Here is a 19,309-nt window from a genome sequence, read left to right as displayed (position 1 = left end):
CCTCTCGACCGATCTTCAGTGCGCGCCCGACGGGGCCGGGGCGGCCTCGGCCTTGCCGGTCTCCGACTTCGCCAGGCCGACCGCTGCGGCTTCCGAGGCCGGGCCATCGGTCTTCGCCTGGAAGGAGGCGTGAACCACGGAGCCGTCGCGGGTCAGGTTGGTCGCCTTCACCAGCTCGTCGTCCCAGTTGATCGCCAGCGCCTTGGTCTCCTTGTCGAACAGCGTCTCGACGAAGGCGTAGAGGTTGCGCGCGTAGAGGCTCGAGGCCGTGGCGGCCAGGCGCCCCGGGACGTTGGTGTGGCCGACGATCTTCACGCCGCGATCGGTCACCACGACCTCGCCCGGCTTGGCGCCGGCGACGTTGCCGCCGCGCTCGACCGCGAGATCGACCAGGACCGAGCCCGGCTTCATCGAGGCGACCATCTCCTCGGAGACGAGCTTGGGCGCCGGGCGGCCGGGGATCAGCGCCGTCGTGATAACGATGTCCTGCTTGGCGATGTGGCCCTTCACCAGCTCGGCCTGCTTGGCCTGATAGCCGGCGGACATCTCCTTGGCGTAGCCGCCCGCGGTCTCGGCCTGCTTGAACTCGTCATCCTCGACGGCGACGAACTTCGCGCCGAGCGATTCGACCTGTTCCTTGGTGGCGGGGCGCACGTCCGTGGCGGTCACGACCGCGCCGAGGCGCCGGGCGGTGGCGATGGCCTGGAGGCCGGCGACGCCGACGCCCATGATGAAGACGCGGGCGGCCGGCACGGTGCCGGCGGCGGTCATCATCATCGGCATGGCCCGTCCGTACTCGGCGGCACCGTCGACGACGGCTCGATAGCCGGCCAGGTTCGCCTGCGAGGACAGGACGTCCATCACCTGGGCGCGGGTGATGCGCGGCATCAGCTCCATGGCGAAGCCCGAAACCCCGGCCTCGGCCATGGCCTTCAGCGCGGCCTCGTTGCCGTAGGGATCCATGATCGCGATCACGGTGGCGCCGCGCTTGAGCAGCGACAGCTCCTCGCCCGCCGGGCGGCGGACCTTGAGGACGAGATCGGCATCGCGCGCCGCATCGGCGGCGCTGCCGGCGATCTCGGCCCCGGCCGCTTCGTACTCGCTATCGAGGATCCCGGCCTTCAGCCCGGCGCCCGCCTGCACGGTGATGTCGGCGCCGAGCCCCTTGAACTTCTTGACGGTCTCCGGAACCGCAGCGACCCGCGATTCCGCAGAGTCCGTCTCGGACAGCACAGCGATGCGCATGCGAGGCTTCCCCTGAATAAGCTTGGCCTCTCGAATGCGCGAACCGGCACGGCTTTTCGAGACGCGAATGAAGGTTGCGCTGATGGAACCAGAGCGAATGTAACCCGTGGCACGTCGCTCAGACTGCCACGCTTCAATGCGTCATCGGACCGCTCGACCGCCGGGCGCCGCATCGCGCCCTGAAAGCCGGCAACCGCCTTTCCGGAGGAGGGCCAGGGGCGAGCGGCCGGTCCCGCGGCCTCAGGCGAAGGCGAGATAGAGGAAGAGCAGGATCCCGACCACGAGGGGGCCGCGCCAGCCGATGGCCGGGGCCAGGGCGCCGACGGCGCCGGCCGCACCCGATACGATCACGCTGAGAATCGCGAGCAGCCAGGCTTCGCGGATACCGCCCACGGCCAGCGCCAGGACCCAGCAAATGACGACGCCCGTGCCGATCTCGACGAAGCGAACGAAGCCGCGGTAGGTCTGCTCGTGGGTGTTGGCGTCCATCGCCGGGCTGTAGGTGTGCCCGGCCACCGTCTCACTGTCGGCCATCGTGCGCTCGTTTCCCTTGGATGCGACTTCTTGTGGTCACCCCGGGATGTAGCTCAAGCGTTTTCCTGCCGCAATCGGACGCACGCAAGTTGATCGCCCTCTCGGTGGACTTCCGGGGGGCGATTACGCCGGTTTCGGCAATCCGGCCTGGGCCAGGATCTGGCTTTGCCGCTCGCCCAGCGTCTCCAGCGAAAAATGCTCGATCTCGGCCTCGAACAGGCGGTGGTAGTTCAGCTCCGAGCGCAGATGCAGGAACACGGCGCCGAGGCCGACGGCGGCGCGATCCATGAACACGAATTCCTGCGGCACGGTCACCGGGCCGCGCTCCTTCAGAGCCTGGTGCACCTGGAACGCCTGGCGCCGGCCATATTCACCGGGCTTGACCCCGTCCGCCACGGTGCGGGTGCGATCCTCCAGGAGCGGCCCGTAGATGAAGCGCGCCCAGATGTTCAGGATCTCGATCTTCTCCTTGTCGAGATTCTTGAAGCCCCAGACCTCGTAGGCATGGACGATTCTGGCCGCGTCCTCCTCCAGCAGGCCGCGATACAGGTCGACCACGCCGCCGACGAAGCGGGGATGGAAGATCCGCACGCAGCCGTAATCCAGCAGGTTGATGCCGGCCGCCTCGCCGCCCTCCGAGAAGACGGTGTAGTTGCCGAGATGCGGGTCGCCGTGGATGACGGCGGCGCGGCTGAACGGGTGCCACCACGCCTTGAACATCGCCTGCGCGATGCGGTTGCGCACCTCCACCGGCTCCTCGGCGAAGCCCAGGATCTTGTCGCCGTCGAGCCAGCCGAGGGTCAGCAGACGCTTGGTCGACAGATCGGGAAAGACCCGCGGCACCCGCACCGCATCGATATCCTTGAGCACCTCGCCGTAGAGGCTCGCATGCTTGGCCTCGCGCTCGTAATCCAGCTCCTCGCGCACCCGCGCGCCGATCTCCTTGGCGATCTCACGGGTGTCGAGCCAGCTGTTCATCCGGCGATGAAGCGCGAAGGCGATCTCCAGCTGCTTGAGGTCGGCCTCCACGGCCGATTGCATGTCCGGGTACTGGAGCTTGCACGCCAGCCGCTCGCCCTCCTTGGTGGAGGCGCGATGGACCTGGCCGAGCGAGGCCGCGGCGGCGGGTTTCAGGTCGAAGCTGCCGAACCGGCCCTGCCAGCCCAGTCCCAACTCGGATTGCATCCGCCGCTTGACGAAGGCCGCGCCCATGGGCGGCGCATCGGCCTGCAGCTTCTGGAGCTCGGCGGCATATTCGGGCGGCAGCAGGTCCGGGATCGTGGCGAGCAGCTGCGCCACCTTCATGATCGGTCCTTTCAGGCCGCCGAGCGCCTGCGCCAGGGCGGCGGCGCTGGTCGTGCCCTCTTTGCCGAACAGCCGGGACATGGCCATGCGGGCGGCGACGCCGCCGACATTGGCGCCCACGCTGGCGTAGCGCCCCGCGCGCGCGGAGAAGCGATTGGCTTCGCGATCGGTCTCGGCCATTGTCCAGGATCTTCCTCGATGCTGGTCCGGACATAAGCGTCTGCGGTCGGCGTACCAGACCGCCGGGTCGCTGCGCCGCGGCAGCTCAGCCGGCGGGCCAGTTGTCCCGGATCCACCGGGTCAGGCCGGATTCGTCGATCTCGCCGGCGGCGAGGCCGAGGATGACCGCGGTCGCCTCGGCTTGGTCCGGAGCGAAGGGGACGCCATTCAGGATCAGGAAACCGAGCATGGCCAGGAAGCCCGCCCGCTTGTTCCCGTCCATAAACAGGTGATTGCGGACGATGCCGAAGGCATAGGCCGCCGCGAGCTCGGGAAGCTCGGCACCTTCGTATCGCCAGCGGTTGATCGGGCGACCCAGAGCGGATTCGAGCGCGCCCGGATCCCGGAGCCCAGGGGCTCCGCCGAAGATACGAAGCTGCTTGGCATGTGCATCGACGACGTCAGCGACAGTCAACCATTCCGGTTCGTCCGCAGATTCGTCATCCGTCATTTCGCCAACTCGGCAAGCGTATGTCGATACCGATTGATGATACCGTCCATAATGGACGCGACCTTCTCGGCATGCCCGTTGTTCGGCTCCGCGGGCAATTCCCAGATCGTACCCGATTTGACGAACTTGGCCTTCCGCACACGGCCGCGACGCTTCTCGCCACGGGCGTCGCGGGCGACCCTGAAGCCGCGTGCCGTCAGCAGATCACCGATCAGCGCGCCTGTTGACTGAATCGCATGATTGCGCATCGCCGGATCGAACCCTTCGATGATCGGCTCGATATCCCAGATCACGGCCTGTACTGCCGGGATCTCCAGGCGGCTCAGAAGCTCGTATTGTGGGATTTTCTCCGGTTGTGTGAGGATCTGCTTGAGCGCGGCAGCTTCAGGCCGCTCGAAGAAGGCAGCGTGGCTCGCATTCATGGGATTCTCCTCCACTCCCATGTATCGCCTCCGTCGGAATTGTCAACGTTGCACAATGCAACGTTGACAATTCGCGGTTGGAACTATTCCATCCCCTCCAGCTCGACGATCATCCCCTCGATCATCCCGAGGCCGATCTGCCAGAAGCCCGGGTCCTTCGCGTCGAGCCCGAACGGGGCGAGCAACTCCCCGTAGGGCTTCGAGCCGCCCGCCGCGAGCAGGGCGAAGTAGCGATCGACGAAGCCCGGCTCCGCCTGCGCGTAGACACCGTAGAGCGAGTTCACCAGGCAATCGCCGAACGCGTAGGCGTAGACGTAGAACGGCGAGTGGATGAAGTGCGGGATATAGGCCCAGAACGGCTCGTAACCCGCATCCAGCGTGATGGCCGGCCCCAGGGATTCGGCCTGGACCGACAGCCACAGGGCGTTGATCTGGTCGCTGGTCAACTCACCCTTGGCGCGGGCCAGGTGGACCTTCCGTTCGAACGAGTAGAACGCGATCTGGCGCACCACCGTGTTGATCATGTCCTCGACCTTGGCGGCGAGCATGGCCCGGCGCTGGGTCGTGTCCGTGGTCGCCGCGAGCAGCTTGCGGAAGGTCAGCATCTCGCCGAACACGCTGGCGGTCTCGGCCAGGGTCAGGGGCGTCGGCGCCATCAGGGCGCCGTTCGGTCCGGCCAGCACCTGGTGGACGCCGTGGCCCAGCTCGTGGGCGAGCGTCATCACGTCCCGCGGCTTGCCCTGGTAATTGACCAGCACGTAGGGATGGACCGACGGCACGGTCGGGTGCGCGAAGGCGCCCGGCGCCTTGCCGGGCCGGGTCGGCGCGTCGATCCAGCTCTCGTCGAAGAAGCGCTTCGCGATGCCGGCCATCTTCGGCGAGAAGGCATCGTAGGCCGACAGGACCGTATCGCGGGCCTCGGTCCAGGGAATGGTGCGCTGCTCGACCTTCGGCAGCGGCGCGTTCCGGTCCCAGTAGGGCAGCGCGTCCTGCCCGAACCATTTCGCCTTCAACCGGTAATAGCGGTGCGAGAGCCGCGGATAGGCCTCCCGCACGGCATCCACCAGGGCCGCCACCACCCCCGGCTCGACCCGGTTGGCGAGATGGCGCGCGTCGGCGACATCCTTGAAGCCGCGCCAGCGGTCCGAGATTTCCTTGTCCTTGGCCAGGGTGTTGGTGATCAGCGTGAACACGCGCAGATTGCTGCGTAGAACCTCGCTGATCGCCCCGGCCGCCTCCTTGCGGACGGCGCCGTCCGGGTCCTGCAGCTTGTTCAGGGTCGGCTCGAGGGGCATCTGCTCGCCCTGGACCGTGAAGCGCAGGCCCGCGATCGTCTCGTTGAACAGCCGGTCCCAGGCCGCGTTCGCGGTGACGGATTTTTCGAGGAACAGCTTCTCGGTGCGGTCGTCGAGCTGATGGGGCTTCTCGCGGCGCAGGTCCTCGATCCAGGGCGCGTAATGGGCAAGCGGTCCCTGGGCCATCGCCGCATCCATCACGGCGTCATCGATCCGGTTCAGCTCGAGGGCGAAGAACAGCAGGTCGGCCGAGGCGTCGGTCAGGCGCTCGCGGGTGTCGCCGTAGAACTTGGCCCGGGCCTCGTCCGTGGTATCCCCGGAATAGACCAGACCGGCGAACGACATCAGCTTGCCGAGCAGATCCTCGATCCCCTCATAGGCGCGGACCGCCTCGGCGAGACGCTCCGACGCGTCCGGCGCGGAGGCCAGCGCGGCGATGCGGCCGGCATAGGTCTCGGAGAAGCGCCGGCATTCCTCCTCGGCCCGGGTCATGTCGGCGGCAAATTCCGGCGCCTCGATGCCGGGATAGAGGTCGGACAGATCCCATTCCGGAAGATGGCCGAGGTCGACGGCCTTGGCGGCGGCGCGTGCGGCGCTCACGCCCTCCGGCAGACGGACGTTCACCGGCGAAGCGGTGGTGCTCGGCATCATGTCTCGCGATCCTTTTGGGGGGTGTCAGACCCGTACCCTGATATCGCTCGCGCGGCCACGCGTTCAACGTGGCCGGTCGCCCGGACGCATCCGGCGCGGTGACGACACGGCGCAAACGTCGTTAAGCGCCACTTTACGTCTCTGGGTCACCCTACGGTTCGAAACGAAACACTCGCCGACTCAGGCGGTGCGGCGCGGGCCGGTCCCGCGCCGTATCGGGCCTGACGCGCCGTGCAGGGAGCCGCCATGTCCACCACAATCCTCATCGTGGACGACGATCCGGTTCAGCGTCGCCTCGCCGAGGCGGCGGTGCGCCGGTTCGGCTTCAACGCGCGGGTTGTGGAGACCGGGGCGGAGGCCCTGACGGTGCTGAAGACCGAGGGCGCGGACGTGGTGCTTCTCGACTTGGTGATGCCGGGCCTCGACGGGCTCGGGGTGCTGGCCGAGATGCGCAGCGGCGGCCTCGACACCCCGGTGATCGTCCAGACCTCGAACGGCTCGATCGACGCCGTGGTCACCGCCATGCGGGCGGGGGCCGTCGATTTCGTGGTCAAGCCGGCCGGCGCCGAGCGCCTGCAGGTCTCGATCAAGAACGCGCTGCGGGTGGACGTGCTGGAGGAGGAGGTGCGCCGCATGCGCCGCCGCGCCTCCGGGGCGCTGACCTTCAAGGACCTGACCTCCAAGAGCCCGGACATGGAGCGGGTGATCCGCCTCGCCGAGCGGGCGGCCAAATCCAACATCCCGGTGCTGATCGAGGGCGAGTCCGGCGTCGGCAAGGAGGTGCTGGCACGCGCGATCCAGGGCTCCGGCGACCGGCGCGGCAAGCCGTTCGTCACGGTCAATTGCGGGGCGATCCCGGAGAACCTCGTCGAGTCGACCCTGTTCGGCCACGAGAAGGGGGCGTTCACCGGCGCCACCGAGAAACACGCCGGCAAGTTCGTCGAGGCCTCGGGCGGCACCCTGTTCCTGGACGAGATCGGCGAGCTGCCCCTCGACGCCCAGGTGAAGCTGCTGCGCGCGCTCCAGGAGGGCGAGGTCGATCCGGTCGGCGGCAAGCGCTCGGTCCGGGTCGATATCCGGCTGATCTCGGCCACGAACCGGTCGCTCCTCGACCTCGTGAAGGAAGGCAAATTCCGCGAGGACCTGTATTATCGCCTCAACGTCTTCCCCATGACCCTGCCGCCCCTGCGCGCCCGCCGGGAGGACATCCCGGATCTGGTGCGCTCCTTCTGCGCCCGGTTCTCCGCCGAGGAAGGCAAGCGGGTGCGGGCGATCGCCCCGGAGGCGATGGCCCTGCTGACGCGCTATCCCTGGCCGGGCAATGTCCGCCAGCTGGAGAACGCCCTGTTCCGCGCCGTCGTGCTCGCCGATTGCGACGAGCTGACCGTGGCCGAGTTTCCGCAGATCGCCGCCCAGGTCGATGGCTTCGATGTCCGCATTCCGGCGGCGCCCACCCAACCGCAGATGCCGGCCTACGCACCGGAACCGGTGCGCGAGATCGTCCGCGTCGAGGTTCGCGATCCCCACGCCATGTCGCTGGTCACCGAGGAGACCGGCGAGATGAAGACCATGGATGTGCTGGAAGCGGAGATCATCCGCTTCGCGCTGCAATTCTACCGGCAACGCATGTCGGAGGTGTCGCGCCGCCTCGGAATCGGCCGATCCACCCTCTACCGCAAGCTGAAGGACCTCGGTCTGGAGGGCGACGAGAAGACCGAGGACGTCGCCTGAGCGGCCGGGTGTGCTAGCGCACCGTGCCGTTCGGGACGCGATGGCGTTCGGAACACCTCCGCGGATCTGCCGATCTCGCGGCCACGACCAATCCATTACGCTTCGTGTGGCATTTCCATGAGATGTCACAACATCAGAACTGAATTTAACCTGACGAAGACTGCAGTTGCTCAACGCCACGCTTGAGCGGATAATCACAATCTGAGCGTGCGGCTCTGCCGCCGCGTCCCGGGAGATCACGATGCGCGTCCCGCGCTCCAGCCTCGTCGCGCTGGCCGCCCTTATGACCGGAACGCTGGCCTCGGCAGGCGCGCTCAGCGCCGAAACGGCGGCGCTCGATCCGGCGACCCTCGGCACCCCGGCGAGCCCGCCCGAGCCCGCGCCTGTACCGGCCTCGCAGCCGGCTCCGCAGCCGGAGCCGGCCGGGGCCGATCCGGTCTCGACCGCGCTGCCCGACTACAAGCCAGAGGCGCCGAAGGCCGAGCCGGCCCCGGCCCCGGTGGCGACGACACCGGTCGTTCCCACCGATCCCCTGGCCGCGGCCGTCTTGGCGCGGTTCGGCGAATCCGCGCCGCTGCTGCTGCGGCTCACCGGCAAGGACCGCGACGGGATCCGGGCCTTCTATGAGGCCCGCGCCTACAAGCCGCTCTGGATCGCCGACGGGGCCTGGACGGAAGCCGCCAAATCGGTTTCGGCGCGCCTGGCCGCCGCCGGCGAGGATGGGCTCGATGCCCGGGCCTATGCGGTCCCGAACCTCGCCGAGAAACCCGACGAGAAGGCCGTGGCCGATGCCGATCTCCGCTTCTCGGCGGCGGCCCTGGTCTACGCCCGGGACGCCCGCGGCGGCCGGGTCAACCTCGCGTCGATCTCCCGTCTCATCACCCCGCAGCTCGACCTGCCGAATGCCGACGCGGTGCTGACCAAGCTCGCTGATGCCGGCGCGAAGGCGGGCGACGCCTTGCAGGGCTACAACCCGGCCACGGCCGGCTATCTGGCCCTCAAGGCGCGGCTCGCGAGCTTGCGCGGGCCGGCGCCTGCCGCCGCCGTGAAGCCCCTGCGCCTGCCCTCGGGTCCCGCGCTGCGGGTGGGCATGCGCGATCCGCGCGTGCCGCTGCTGCGCGCGCATTTCGGCCTCGAGACGCGCCCGGCCGGCACCCTCGACCGCCCGCCGGGCGAGCCGGAGGAGTACGATTCCGTCGTGTCCGACGCGGTCGCCAAGTTCCAGCGCGGCCGCGGTCTGCCCGGAAACGGCGTGCTCAACGTCCAGACCGTCCTGGCCCTCGCCGATGCCGGCCGCCCAGCGCGGGCGAGCGGCAGCGAGGCCGAGCTGATCGTCAACATGGAACGCTGGCGCTGGCTGCCGGGAGACCTCGGATCGGACTACATCCTGGTCAACGTCCCGGAATACCGCCTGCGCGCCTATCGCGGCGGCAGCCTGCGCGACGAGGCCCGGGTGATCGTCGGCAAGCCGGAATCGCGCACGCCGCTCTTCTCGGGGCTGATGGAATACGCGGTGGTCAACCCGTCCTGGTACGTGCCGCCCTCCATCCTCAAGACCATGGCGCCGAAGCTCGCGGGCTACGGCGGCAAGACCTGGGGCGGCTACGAGGTGGTGCGCCGCGGCGGCCACGTCTCGTTGCGCCAGCCGCCGGGGGAGCGCAACGCGCTCGGCTTCATCAAGTTCATGTTCCCGAACCAGCACGCGGTCTATCTGCACGATACGCCGAACCGCTCGCTGTTCTCAGCGGCCAAGCGCGACTTCAGCCATGGCTGCGTCCGCGTCGACGATCCGTTCCGCCTCGCCGACGCGGTCCTGCCGGACTGGTCCGAGGCGCGTCTGAAGAAGCTGATCGGCAAGGGCGAGCGCACGATCCGGCTGCCGGCCAAGCTGCCGGTGCACCTCGCTTATTTCACCGCCTACGTGGACGATGGCGGCACGTTCCGCACCCTGCCGGACCTCTACGGCTACGACGCCCCGATGCGCGCGGCGCTGGGCCTCCCCGGCGGTGGCGGGCCGGCGATCGCCAAGCTCCCGGAGGAGAAGGCGCGCCGCAAGCCCGACGCTGCGCCGGTGGCCCAGGCCCGTCCGGCGCCCCGCCGCGAGGCCGCACGTCCACGCCGTTACGCCGAGCCGGAGCCGAGCGCGCGCTACGACGATTACGACTCGCCGGGTCGTCACGTCCGCCGGGCGGCCCGCGCCGACAGCGCGCCGGAATACGGCGAGCCCGGTCTGTGGACGCCCGCGCCGGCGCCGGTCTCGCGGGGCTGGTGGTAGGTTCACTCGAAGCCTGCGCCCTCAACTCTCGGGTGCGCAGGCGCACAGCCGGGCACGATTTCGCCACGGTCCAGCCTTAGCCGTTTCCCTCGCACATTCGGCGAAGGGACATGGCTTCGGCCCCGCGGGCCGACCGCCTCGACCGCATATCCGCCGCATGCCCTTCGCGGGTTCGGGAGAGGATCAGGACCATCGTGCCGAGCCTGCGCAGAACCGCCCGACACCTCGTCCTCGCCCTGTGCGGCGCGACGCTCGGCCTGATTGCCGGCGCGGCCGAGACCGAGAACGCGGTGGCCAACGGCGATACCCGCTCGCTCACGATCTTCCACACCCACACCAAGGAAAGCGCGACCATCACGTTCAAGCGCGATGGCCGCTACGACCGTGCGGCGCTCGAGCAGCTGAACTGGCTGCTGCGCGATTGGCGGGTGAACGAGCCGATCAAGATGGACCCGCGCCTGTTCGACACGGTCTGGGAGGCCTACCGGCAGGTCGGCGCGACCCAGCCGATCCACGTGGTCTCGGCCTATCGCTCGCCCGGCACCAACGCGATGCTGCGGCGGCGGTCGCGGATGGTCGCCGAGTTCAGCCAGCACATGCTCGGCAAGGCGATGGACTTCTATCTGCCGGAGGTCTCGATCGACCGGATCCGTGAGGTCGGGCTCCAGATGCAGCGCGGCGGCGTGGGCTGGTACCCGCATGCCGGCACGCCCTTCGTCCATCTCGATGTCGGCTCGGTGCGGATGTGGCCGCGCATGACCCACGACCAGCTCGCCCGCCTGTTCCCGGACGGCAAGACGGTCCACCTGGCGAGCGACAACCGCCCCTTCCCCCGCTACGAGGAGGCGAAGGCCGAGATCCTGGCCCGGGGCGGCACCGTGGCCGGCCTCACCACCCAGATGGCGAGCGGCGAGGAGGAGGACGGGCCCGGCCTGTTCGGGTTCCTGGCGAGCCTGTTCGGCGGCGGCTCCTCGGCACCCGAGCCGGCCGCGGCACCGCCGCCCGCGCCGGTGGCGAAGCGCGGCCGGCAGGCCCCAGTGGTCGCCGTGGCGAGCGCCGATCCGCAGGATCCGGTCGGCACCCGCGCCGCCCTGGCCTACGCGGCGCCGACCGCCGACGACACGCTGCGCAACACCCTCGCCCGCCCCGATCAGGCCAATGCCGGCGCGAGCCAGCCGGTCGATGCGCGCGCCCTGCTCACCGTCGAGAAGGCCGCCGCGGACGAGGTCGCGTCCGCGGTCCTGGCGCCCCTGCCGCCCCGTCGGCCCTCCGATTTCAGCGCGGTCGCGGCCGCCGCCATCACCATGCCGCTGCCGCCGCCGCGTCCGGTCCAGTTCGCCGCGCTCGATGGCGGGATGGCCAACCTGGCCGCGCCGGGCGCAGGCCGCGCGCTCATCCGCGACGTGCCTGCCGAGCCGGCGCCGCGGCGTCCGCTGGTGGCCGCCGATGCCGACGCGAAAGCGCAATTGCGCTCCCTGTTCGAGGCCGCCTCCGCCGGCCCTGGGGCGGCTCCGGCCGGCCGGGGCGTGCCGGTACGGGTCGCGGCCACCCGTATCCGCGAAGCGGCCCCGGACGCGGTCGTGGCGGCGAAGCCCGGACCGGTCGCGACCCGGTTCAGCGCGAAGAGCCCCGGCGACGAGCTCACCGCCGCCCGCTTCACCGGCTCGGCGACGCGCGGGACGCGTTGAAGGTGGGAAGAGGCCGCGCTTAGCGAAGCGGCTTGGACAGGTTGATCGCCAGGGCGGAGACCAGGGTCGCCGCGTAGCCGTCATCCTGCGTGTCGGCGATGCGCTCGGCCTCGCCGCCGCTATTGGCCGCCACCGACATCATCAGCATCACGGCGGTCACCATCGCGCCGAGGCCCGCGACCGTTGCGAGATAGGCCCGCAAGGCGGCGCGCGGAACGGGGGCCGCGTTGGCGGTGCCGGCATAGAGCGGAGCGGAGCTGCGTGGAATCATGGCCGGTGATTCTGGCGCCTGACGCTGGGCCCGGGACGGAGCGATGGGCACCGCACGCCGCCTGTCGGCTCGATCAATAAACGTGCAGCTGTGGACCGAGTTCAACCGTCGACAGCAATTATCAACGGCCTTTCGTCTAGGCTTGGTTGATTGACGGTATCGGGGGCGGGAAACCGCCCCCGATATCCGTGCATCCGGTCGGCTCAGCCTTCCTTGCCGAGCACCTTGCCGAGCGCGGCCTGGGCCGCCGCGAGGCGGGCGATCGGCACGCGGTAGGGCGAGCAGGACACGTAATCGAGCCCGACCTCCTGGCAGAACCCGATCGAGGCCGGGTCGCCGCCATGCTCGCCGCAGATGCCGAGCTTGATGTCCGGACGGGTGGCCCGGCCGCGCTCGACGCCGATGCGGACCAGCTCACCCACGCCCTCCTGGTCGATGGTGATGAACGGGTCGGCCGCCAGGATGCCCTTCTGGGTGTAGGGCCCTAGGAAGGTCGCGGCGTCGTCGCGGGAGATGCCGAGCGCCGTCTGCGTAAGGTCGTTGGTGCCGAACGAGAAGAACTCGGCGGTCTGCGCGATCTCGCCGGCCTTCAGCGCCGCCCGCGGCAGCTCGATCATGGTGCCGACCTGGTAATTCAGGGTGGCGCCCTTCTCCTCGGACACCGCCTTGGCCATGGCGTCGATCCGCGCCTTGACGATGTCGAACTCGGTGCGGGTGAAGACCAGCGGCACCATCACCTCGGGGGTGACCGGGCTGCCGGTATCGGCGGCGGCCTGGACGGCGGCCTCGAAGATCGCCCGGGCCTGCATCTCGGCGATCTCCGGGAAGGCGATCGCCAGGCGGCAGCCGCGGAAGCCGAGCATCGGGTTGTGCTCGGACAATTCCCGCATCCGGTGGCGGATCTTGTCCTCCGAGACGCCGGTGGCCTTCACGACCTCGGCCACCTCGGCATCGGTGTGCGGCAGGAACTCGTGAAGCGGCGGATCGAGCAGGCGGATCGTCACCGGCAGGCCGGACATGATCGTGAACAGCTCGACGAAGTCCTGCCGCTGATAGGGCAGGATCTTCGCCAGCGCCGCGCGGCGGCCCTCGGCGTCGTCGGCCAGGATCATCTCGCGGACCGCGATGATGCGGTCACCCTCGAAGAACATGTGCTCGGTGCGGCACAGGCCGATGCCCTCGGCGCCGAAATTCCGCGCGGTGCGGGCGTCGGTCGGGGTGTCGGCGTTGGCCCGCACCTTCATGCCGCGGAACTGGTCGGCCCATTCCATCAGCGTCGCGAAGTCGCCCGACAGCTCGGGCTCGAGCATCTTCACCTCGCCCTGGATCACCTGACCGGTCGAGCCGTCGATGGTGATCCGGTCGCCGGCCTTCAGGGTGGCGTCGCCGACCTTCAGGGTCTGCGCCTTGTAGTCGATCCGGATCGAGCCGACGCCGGAGACGCAGGGCTTGCCCATGCCGCGGGCGACCACGGCCGCGTGGCTGGTCATGCCGCCGCGGGTGGTCAGGATGCCCTCGGCGGCGTGCATGCCGTGGATGTCCTCGGGCGAGGTCTCGATCCGCACCAGGATGCACTTGCGCTCGGCCTTGCGCAGCGCCTCGGCATCCTCGGAATTGAACACGATCTCGCCGGTCGCCGCCCCCGGGGAGGCCGGGAGTCCGGAGGCGATGACCTTGCGGTCCGCCTTCGGGTCGATCGTCGGGTGCAAGAGCTGGTCGAGGGCCGAGGGCTCGACCCGGCCGATCGCCTCCTCGCGGGAGATCAGCCCCTCGCCGGCCAGATCCACGGCGATGCGCAGGGCCGCCTTGGCCGTGCGCTTGCCGTTGCGGGTCTGGAGCATCCAGAGCTTACCCTTCTCGATGGTGAACTCCATGTCCTGCATGTCGCGGTAATGCGCTTCCAGGATCCCGTAGATCCGGGTCAGCTCCGCGTAGCTCTCGGGCATGGCCTTCTCCATGGAAGGCTTGTCGCTCTCGGCCTCGAGCCGGGCCTTTTCCGTGATGTTCTGCGGCGTGCGGATACCCGCCACCACGTCCTCGCCCTGGGCGTTGATCAGGAACTCGCCGTAGAGCGCCTTCTCGCCGGTGGAGGGGTTGCGGGTGAAGGCGACGCCGGTCGCCGACGTGTCGCCCATATTGCCGAACACCATGGCCTGGACGTTGACGGCAGTGCCCCAGCTCTCCGGGATGCTGTTCAACTCGCGGTACTTCTTGGCCCGCGGGATCATCCAGGAATTGAAAACGGCGCTGATCGCGCCCCAGAGCTGGTCTTCCGCGACCTGCGGGAAGTCCGAGCCGTGCTCGTCGCGGACGATCTTCTTGTAGGTCTGGATCAGGGTCTTCCAATCCTCGGCCCCGAGTTCGGTGTCGAGGTCGTAGCCCTTGCCTTCCTTGTAGTGCTCCAGCGCCTCCTCGAAGGCGTGGTGCTCAACGCCCAGCACCACGTTCGAGTACATGGTGATGAACCGGCGGTAGGAATCGTAGGCGAAGCGCTCGTCGTCGGCCTCCTTGGCCAGCGCCAGAACGGTCTGGTCGTTGAGGCCGAGGTTCAGCACCGTATCCATCATGCCCGGCATCGACGCCCGGGCGCCCGAGCGGACCGAGACCAGCAGCGGGTTCGACGCATCGCCGAACTTGCGGCCGGTGAGGTTGCCGATCTGGGTCAGCGCGGCGGCGACCTGGTCCTTCAGCTCCGGCGGGTAGGCCTTGCCGTGATCGTAATAGTAGGTGCAGACCTCGGTGGTGATGGTGAAGCCGGGCGGCACCGGAAGGCCGAGGTTGCACATCTCGGCCAGGTTGGCCCCCTTGCCGCCGAGGAGGTCGCGCATCTGCGACTTGCCCTCCGCTTTGCCGTCGCCGAAGGCATAGACCCACTTCGCGCTGCCGGTCGCCATATCGAACCCGTCCGTATCTGATGCCCGGCACAGGCCGAGCTGATGGGCGCGGGTTGGACCATCCCGCAACGCAACGCAAGATGAACGCATTGCGGGCTTGTGCGCACGCGGCTGACGCGCAGCGCAGTCTGTCAGGATTCGCGCCGGTGAATCGACTTTAGGTAAGGCCGCGCAGCAGCCCGAGACCGATCACGCCGACCACGATCAGGTAGATCGCCACGATGTAGTTGAGCAGACGGGGCGCGATCAGGATCAGGATCCCGGCCAGGATCGCGATGAGCGGCTGCAGGTTCGAGATGGTGATGGTCACGGGCGCCTCCAGGGCCGAGCTCGGCCGTTGACGGTCGACGCCCGTAGCGTATCGCGGTTCCCTGTAGCTGGCGCATGACGAAGCGCCGGATCGCTCCGGCGCTTCACAGAATCACCTCACGGCTTCGACGGCTTGAGGGCCGGCATGGTGGTGCCGGGGATCGGATCCTTCGCCTCGCCGGTCGGCAGGCTCGCCTCGATGGTCGGGTGGGCGAGCTCCGGATAGGGGCCGATCACGTTGGCGCCGTTGAGCGGCTTGTTCGCGCCGTTGTGGCAGGTGGCGCAGTTGATCTTCGGCACGTCGCCCATCGCCCCGAGCCGGTTGCGCGGGAAGGTCGAGGTGAGCGGCTCCATGAAGTCCTGATTCAGGTCGCGCACCATGCGGATGCCGTACCAGGCATGGACCCGGTTGGGCGTGCTGGTGTCCCATTGCGCCACCGACCGGGTGTTGTGGCAGAAGGTGCAGTTCACCCCGAGCGATTGCGACATGCTGATCATGATCGCGAAGGTCTTCTCCGCATCCTGGATCGGCTTGCCCTTGGTCTCGGGCAGCACCGTGGTCGCGTTGACCCGCACCGCGTCCTCCGGCGTGTCCTTGTGCTGGTAGAAGGCCTGGTAGACGTCGTAGGGCAGCGAGGTGTTGCCGACCTCCGCGGACGCCACGTTCTGGCTGTTGTTGCGCGGGATGAACCGACCCTCGCCCTGGATGGGCCGGTCGAACCAGATGTTGGCCGGCACCGGATTGCCCCGGTGGCAGGTGTAGCAGGTCACGCCCGCCTCGTGGACGTGGTTCTCCTTCCAGGACGCGTTGATCGTCTGGGTCATCTGCAGCATCCGCCGGGCGACCCGCTTCTGGTACAGCTCGTCGGAGGCCATGTTCTCGGTGCTGTGGCAGTAGGTGCAGCCCTGCTGGGGCGCCACCCACTCGGTGATCGACACCATCAGCCGGTTGAACTGCTCGGCCGAGAGGTCTCCCAGAACCTGCACGTTCTCGTAGACCGCCGAGGCCTTCTCGCCGCCGGCCTCGGCCGGGTCGGCGGGGGCCGGGGCGACGTTGGCCGCCGCCAGCGCCGCGTTGCCGGACCGGGTCCGGATCAGGTCCATGCCGGTGCCGCGAAAGCCGGTCTGCTTGGCCGCCATGGGGGGATGGGTCCAGCCCGCACCCCCGAACATCGCGATGGTGAGGAACAGGGCGAGCGCCCCGCCGACCACCGCCAGAATCGTCTTCATGACGGCCTCCTCACGGCTTCATGCCGGGTGCGAGATGGGCGGGGTCGACGATCGGGCCGTAGACCTGCGGATAGGACGGGGCGACGCCGTGCTTGACCGCCCAGAGGTACCAGTTGTCGACCACGGTGCCGGTGAGCAGGATGCCGATGCCGCCGGTCAGCGTCGTGAGCACCGCGAACCACCAGGCCCAGCGGTGGATGGATTCCATCGTGGCGTTGAAGCCCATGGTCCAGCGCCAGAACAGGGCGGCGCGCTCGGTGGCGGTGCCGCGGTCGACGATCTGGTCGATCTCGCGGTCGGCGCCGTAGCGGGAGCAGGCCAGGATGGTGCCCCCGTGCATCGCGAACAGCAGCGTCGATCCGTACAGGAACGTGATCGAGAGCATGTGGAACGGGTTGTAGAACAGGTTGCCGTAGCGGAGCGAGAACGCCGCGGTCCAATCGAGATGCGGGAAGATGCCGAACGGCACCGCTTCCGACCACGAGCCCATCATCAGCGGCCGGATGAAGCCGAGGACGAGGTAGAGCCAGATCGCCGACGCGAAGGCCCAGGGCACGTGGGTGCCCAGCCCGAGCGCCCGGGCCCGGCGGTAGAGGTGGACCCACCAGAGCAGGATCGAGGCCGTCAGGAAGAAGCCGGCGATCAGCCACCAGCCGCCCTCGTTGAGCGGCGGCAGGACCTTCAGCCCGTATTTCGGCAGGGGCGGCTCCAGGGCGAGCCAGGGCAATTGCCGGGCGAACTGCACCGGATCCCAGTTCACCGAGGCCCACATATTGAGCCCGATGATCTCGAAGGCGATCAGGCCGCAGACCATCGACAGGGCGGCGACGTAGCCGATGTAGATCGGGCCGACCTGGCTGTTGCCCAGCAGGCCGAACAGGTAGCTGTTGAACGGCCGGCCGACCCGGTCGTTCGAGCTCACCGGGATGCCGTGCTCCGGCTCCAGCGGGCGGACCTGAACCTGGGTGAAGATGTTCTGGTAATAGGCCATCGCCCGCCCTCCCCGCGGCGTGCCGCACGCGTCGTGCGGCGCCGGCTTGGATCATTGGTGTCGCTTCGCCCGATTCTCGGCGGGCGACGGGTGTCTCAGCGCCAGACCGGCAGGTTCAGCCACCAGCCCCACCATTGCGGCCAGCCCTGCGTCCAGAACGGCCCGCTGATCACGATGCAGACGGCGCTCCAGAAGCCCGCCGACAGGGCCAGGAACAGGCCGAGCCGGTGGATGCCGAGCGTGCCGATCGAGTAGCCGATCGTGTCGCGGAAGAAGGTGTCCTCGTGCTCGGGGGTCTTCACCGTCTCGCCCGGCTTCGGGTTGGTCGCCGAGAGGATCAGGCCGCCGTGCATCGCCAGCGCCAGGGTCGTCGTGAAGAAGAACGTCACGGCCAGCATGTGCGCCGGATTGTAGTGGAAGTGTAGGTATTGGTATCCGGTGTTCGACACCCAATCGAGGTGACTGAGGATGCCGTACGGGAACCCGTAACCCCAGGCGCCCATCAGGAACGGCCGGATCACCACCAGGGTGAAATAGGCGAAGATCGCCACCCCGAAAGCGAAGGGCACGTGGTAGCCGATGCCGAGCTTCCGGCAGATCTCGACCTCGCGCATCATCCACGACAGGAACGAGCCGAGCGCGCACATCGTGATGATCTGCCAGAGCCCGCCCTCCTTGAGCGGCGCGAGCTTCAGCCCGTAGGTGATGTCGGGGGGCGCGATGTTGATCTGCCAGATGTTCCAGGTCGGCCCGATCGCCGCCCCGTAGATCACCAGCGCGGTGCCGAGCACGGTGAAGAACAGACCGGTGACGCCGAAGAATCCGACGAAGAACGGTCCGACCCAGAAGTCGAACAGGTCGCCGCCCAGCAGCGTGCCGCCGCGGATCCTGTACTTTCGCTCGAAGCTCAGCATCGCCATGGCGGACACTCCTCAGCCCGGCCGGAACGGTTTGTGGTTTTGGGACCGCGGCCGTCGCGTGCCGCGGTCCCGGCCGGCCTGGATCAGGCGGGCATGCTCGGCAGCGCGAGCGTGATGTTGCTCGCGGCCTTGTTCTGCCGCGGACCTTCCAGCCAGTTGAACCGGTCGGTCGAGAGCAGGATGAAGTGGATCAGCAGCGCCAGGATGAAGAGGAAGGTGAACAGAGCCACCAGAGTGCGCCGCGGATCGAACAGTAACCAGACCTTGTGCATCCGATCCTCCTCAGCCGATCAGCGTGACGACGGCGCGGGCCGCATCGCCGACGCCCTCGAGGGAGGCGTAGCCCTGCGGTCCGGGAAGCCACGGACGCCACAGCCAGACGAGGATGTGGGCGACCACGGCGATCGCGGTGAAGATCAGGAAGCTCGTCAGGAAGATCGCGTGGAACTCCTTGGCTTCCGGTTCCGTCAGCCCGGACAGGCTGCTCGGTCTTTCTGTTGCAACGGGTCCACCGGCCATCGTTCAGACCTCCGTGTGTTGGCCGCGCCCCCGGAGGAAGCGCGACGGGTTCTGCCGTGGCGCGCGCGGCGGTCACGGCTTGACTTCCCCCGCGTCACCGGACGGAAGCGTCTCGATCAGGGCGTTCAGCCCATGAAGGCGAAGGGGATCGCCTGGACCGCCATGGCCCGGGCCTCGCCGAACACCGAGCGGCGCGCCGGCGCGAGGCCGGAGCGGGACGCATCCCGGGCCGGCTTGAACCGGGCGAAGGCGGCGGCGGCCAGGAAGCACGGGTAGGTGGCAGCCAGGATCAGCCGGAACTGAAGGGCTTCCTGGTGCAGGCGGGCGGTCGGGACCATCGTGCGCATCGGCAGGTCTCC

The 19,309-nt window shown here is 68.7% G+C and carries 18 protein-coding genes; 3 read left to right on the top strand and 15 right to left on the bottom strand.

Going from position 1 to position 19,309, the window contains the following annotated elements:
* Positions 1–15: 15 nt before the first annotated feature.
* The 6 genes from LGR69_RS00815 to LGR69_RS00790 all read right to left on the bottom strand — a co-directional run bounded on the left by LGR69_RS00815 (position 16) and on the right by LGR69_RS00790 (position 6,122).
* The gene (locus LGR69_RS00815) at positions 16–1,245 is read right to left on the bottom strand and encodes a Re/Si-specific NAD(P)(+) transhydrogenase subunit alpha (protein WP_230364904.1); all 1,230 of its coding nucleotides are present in this window, start codon (positions 1,243–1,245) and stop codon (positions 16–18) included.
* 240 nt (positions 1,246–1,485) lie between these two features.
* Positions 1,486–1,779, bottom strand: coding sequence for an aa3-type cytochrome c oxidase subunit IV (locus tag LGR69_RS00810; RefSeq protein ID WP_007563693.1), 294 nt, complete (start codon positions 1,777–1,779; stop codon positions 1,486–1,488).
* A 123-nt stretch (positions 1,780–1,902) separates the two neighbouring features.
* Entirely contained in the window at positions 1,903–3,264 is a 1,362-nt protein-coding gene (locus tag LGR69_RS00805; RefSeq protein ID WP_007563691.1) for an ABC1 kinase family protein, read from the bottom strand.
* Positions 3,265–3,349: 85 nt separating this feature from the next.
* Positions 3,350–3,754 carry a type II toxin-antitoxin system death-on-curing family toxin gene (locus tag LGR69_RS00800; RefSeq protein WP_230364903.1) on the bottom strand — a complete coding sequence of 135 codons (405 nt, stop codon included), beginning with the start codon at positions 3,752–3,754 and terminating at the stop codon, positions 3,350–3,352.
* A complete protein-coding gene (locus LGR69_RS00795; RefSeq protein ID WP_230364902.1) occupies positions 3,751–4,176 on the bottom strand; it encodes a hypothetical protein in 426 nt (141 codons plus the stop codon). Before LGR69_RS00795 ends, LGR69_RS00800 begins: the two co-directional genes overlap by 4 nt.
* A gap of 83 nt (positions 4,177–4,259) precedes the next feature.
* Positions 4,260–6,122 carry a M3 family oligoendopeptidase gene (locus tag LGR69_RS00790; protein WP_230364901.1) on the bottom strand — a complete coding sequence of 621 codons (1,863 nt, stop codon included), beginning with the start codon at positions 6,120–6,122 and terminating at the stop codon, positions 4,260–4,262.
* Between the two features lie 246 nt (positions 6,123–6,368).
* Between LGR69_RS00790 and LGR69_RS00785 the strand changes: the two genes are divergently transcribed.
* The 3 genes from LGR69_RS00785 to LGR69_RS00775 all read left to right on the top strand — a co-directional run bounded on the left by LGR69_RS00785 (position 6,369) and on the right by LGR69_RS00775 (position 11,816).
* Entirely contained in the window at positions 6,369–7,853 is a 1,485-nt protein-coding gene (locus tag LGR69_RS00785) for a sigma-54-dependent transcriptional regulator (RefSeq protein ID WP_230364900.1), read from the top strand.
* 241 nt (positions 7,854–8,094) lie between these two features.
* Positions 8,095–10,128, top strand: a complete 2,034-nt coding sequence (locus tag LGR69_RS00780) for a L,D-transpeptidase scaffold domain-containing protein (protein ID WP_230364899.1) — start codon at positions 8,095–8,097, stop codon at positions 10,126–10,128.
* Positions 10,129–10,322: 194 nt separating this feature from the next.
* Positions 10,323–11,816, top strand: a complete 1,494-nt coding sequence (locus LGR69_RS00775; protein WP_230364898.1) for a DUF882 domain-containing protein — start codon at positions 10,323–10,325, stop codon at positions 11,814–11,816.
* 19 nt (positions 11,817–11,835) lie between these two features.
* Here LGR69_RS00775 and LGR69_RS00770 read toward each other — a convergent pair whose 3' ends face one another.
* The 9 genes from LGR69_RS00770 to LGR69_RS00730 all read right to left on the bottom strand — a co-directional run bounded on the left by LGR69_RS00770 (position 11,836) and on the right by LGR69_RS00730 (position 19,297).
* The gene (locus LGR69_RS00770) at positions 11,836–12,087 is read right to left on the bottom strand and encodes a hypothetical protein (RefSeq protein WP_230364897.1); all 252 of its coding nucleotides are present in this window, start codon (positions 12,085–12,087) and stop codon (positions 11,836–11,838) included.
* A 203-nt stretch (positions 12,088–12,290) separates the two neighbouring features.
* Complete coding sequence (gene ppdK, locus LGR69_RS00765; protein ID WP_230364896.1) at positions 12,291–14,981, bottom strand: pyruvate, phosphate dikinase; 2,691 nt, start codon at positions 14,979–14,981, stop codon at positions 12,291–12,293.
* 157 nt (positions 14,982–15,138) lie between these two features.
* The gene (locus tag LGR69_RS00760) at positions 15,139–15,291 is read right to left on the bottom strand and encodes a DUF3096 domain-containing protein (protein WP_007563670.1); all 153 of its coding nucleotides are present in this window, start codon (positions 15,289–15,291) and stop codon (positions 15,139–15,141) included.
* Positions 15,292–15,407: 116 nt separating this feature from the next.
* A complete protein-coding gene (pufC, locus tag LGR69_RS00755) occupies positions 15,408–16,520 on the bottom strand; it encodes a photosynthetic reaction center cytochrome PufC (RefSeq protein WP_230364895.1) in 1,113 nt (370 codons plus the stop codon).
* 10 nt (positions 16,521–16,530) lie between these two features.
* On the bottom strand, positions 16,531–17,511 hold the full coding sequence (gene pufM, locus LGR69_RS00750; protein WP_007563666.1) for a photosynthetic reaction center subunit M: 981 nt from the start codon (positions 17,509–17,511) through the stop codon (positions 16,531–16,533).
* 95 nt (positions 17,512–17,606) lie between these two features.
* Positions 17,607–18,431 (bottom strand): photosynthetic reaction center subunit L, encoded by an 825-nt coding sequence (gene pufL, locus LGR69_RS00745; protein WP_007563664.1) that lies wholly within the window; start codon positions 18,429–18,431, stop codon positions 17,607–17,609.
* Between the two features lie 83 nt (positions 18,432–18,514).
* Entirely contained in the window at positions 18,515–18,703 is a 189-nt protein-coding gene (pufA, locus tag LGR69_RS00740) for a light-harvesting antenna LH1, alpha subunit (protein WP_007563662.1), read from the bottom strand.
* Positions 18,704–18,713: 10 nt separating this feature from the next.
* Positions 18,714–18,950, bottom strand: a complete 237-nt coding sequence (pufB, locus tag LGR69_RS00735; RefSeq protein ID WP_091861799.1) for a light-harvesting antenna LH1, beta subunit — start codon at positions 18,948–18,950, stop codon at positions 18,714–18,716.
* A gap of 125 nt (positions 18,951–19,075) precedes the next feature.
* A complete protein-coding gene (locus LGR69_RS00730; protein WP_200905612.1) occupies positions 19,076–19,297 on the bottom strand; it encodes a hypothetical protein in 222 nt (73 codons plus the stop codon).
* Between the last annotated feature and the right edge of the window lie 12 nt (positions 19,298–19,309).

This window comes from Methylobacterium brachiatum (assembly GCF_020523825.1).
GTDB classification, from domain to species: Bacteria; Pseudomonadota; Alphaproteobacteria; order Rhizobiales; family Beijerinckiaceae; genus Methylobacterium; species Methylobacterium brachiatum.
The sequence above is the reverse complement of the archived record's forward strand: the minus strand, read 5'-3'. Positions and strand labels throughout refer to the sequence as shown.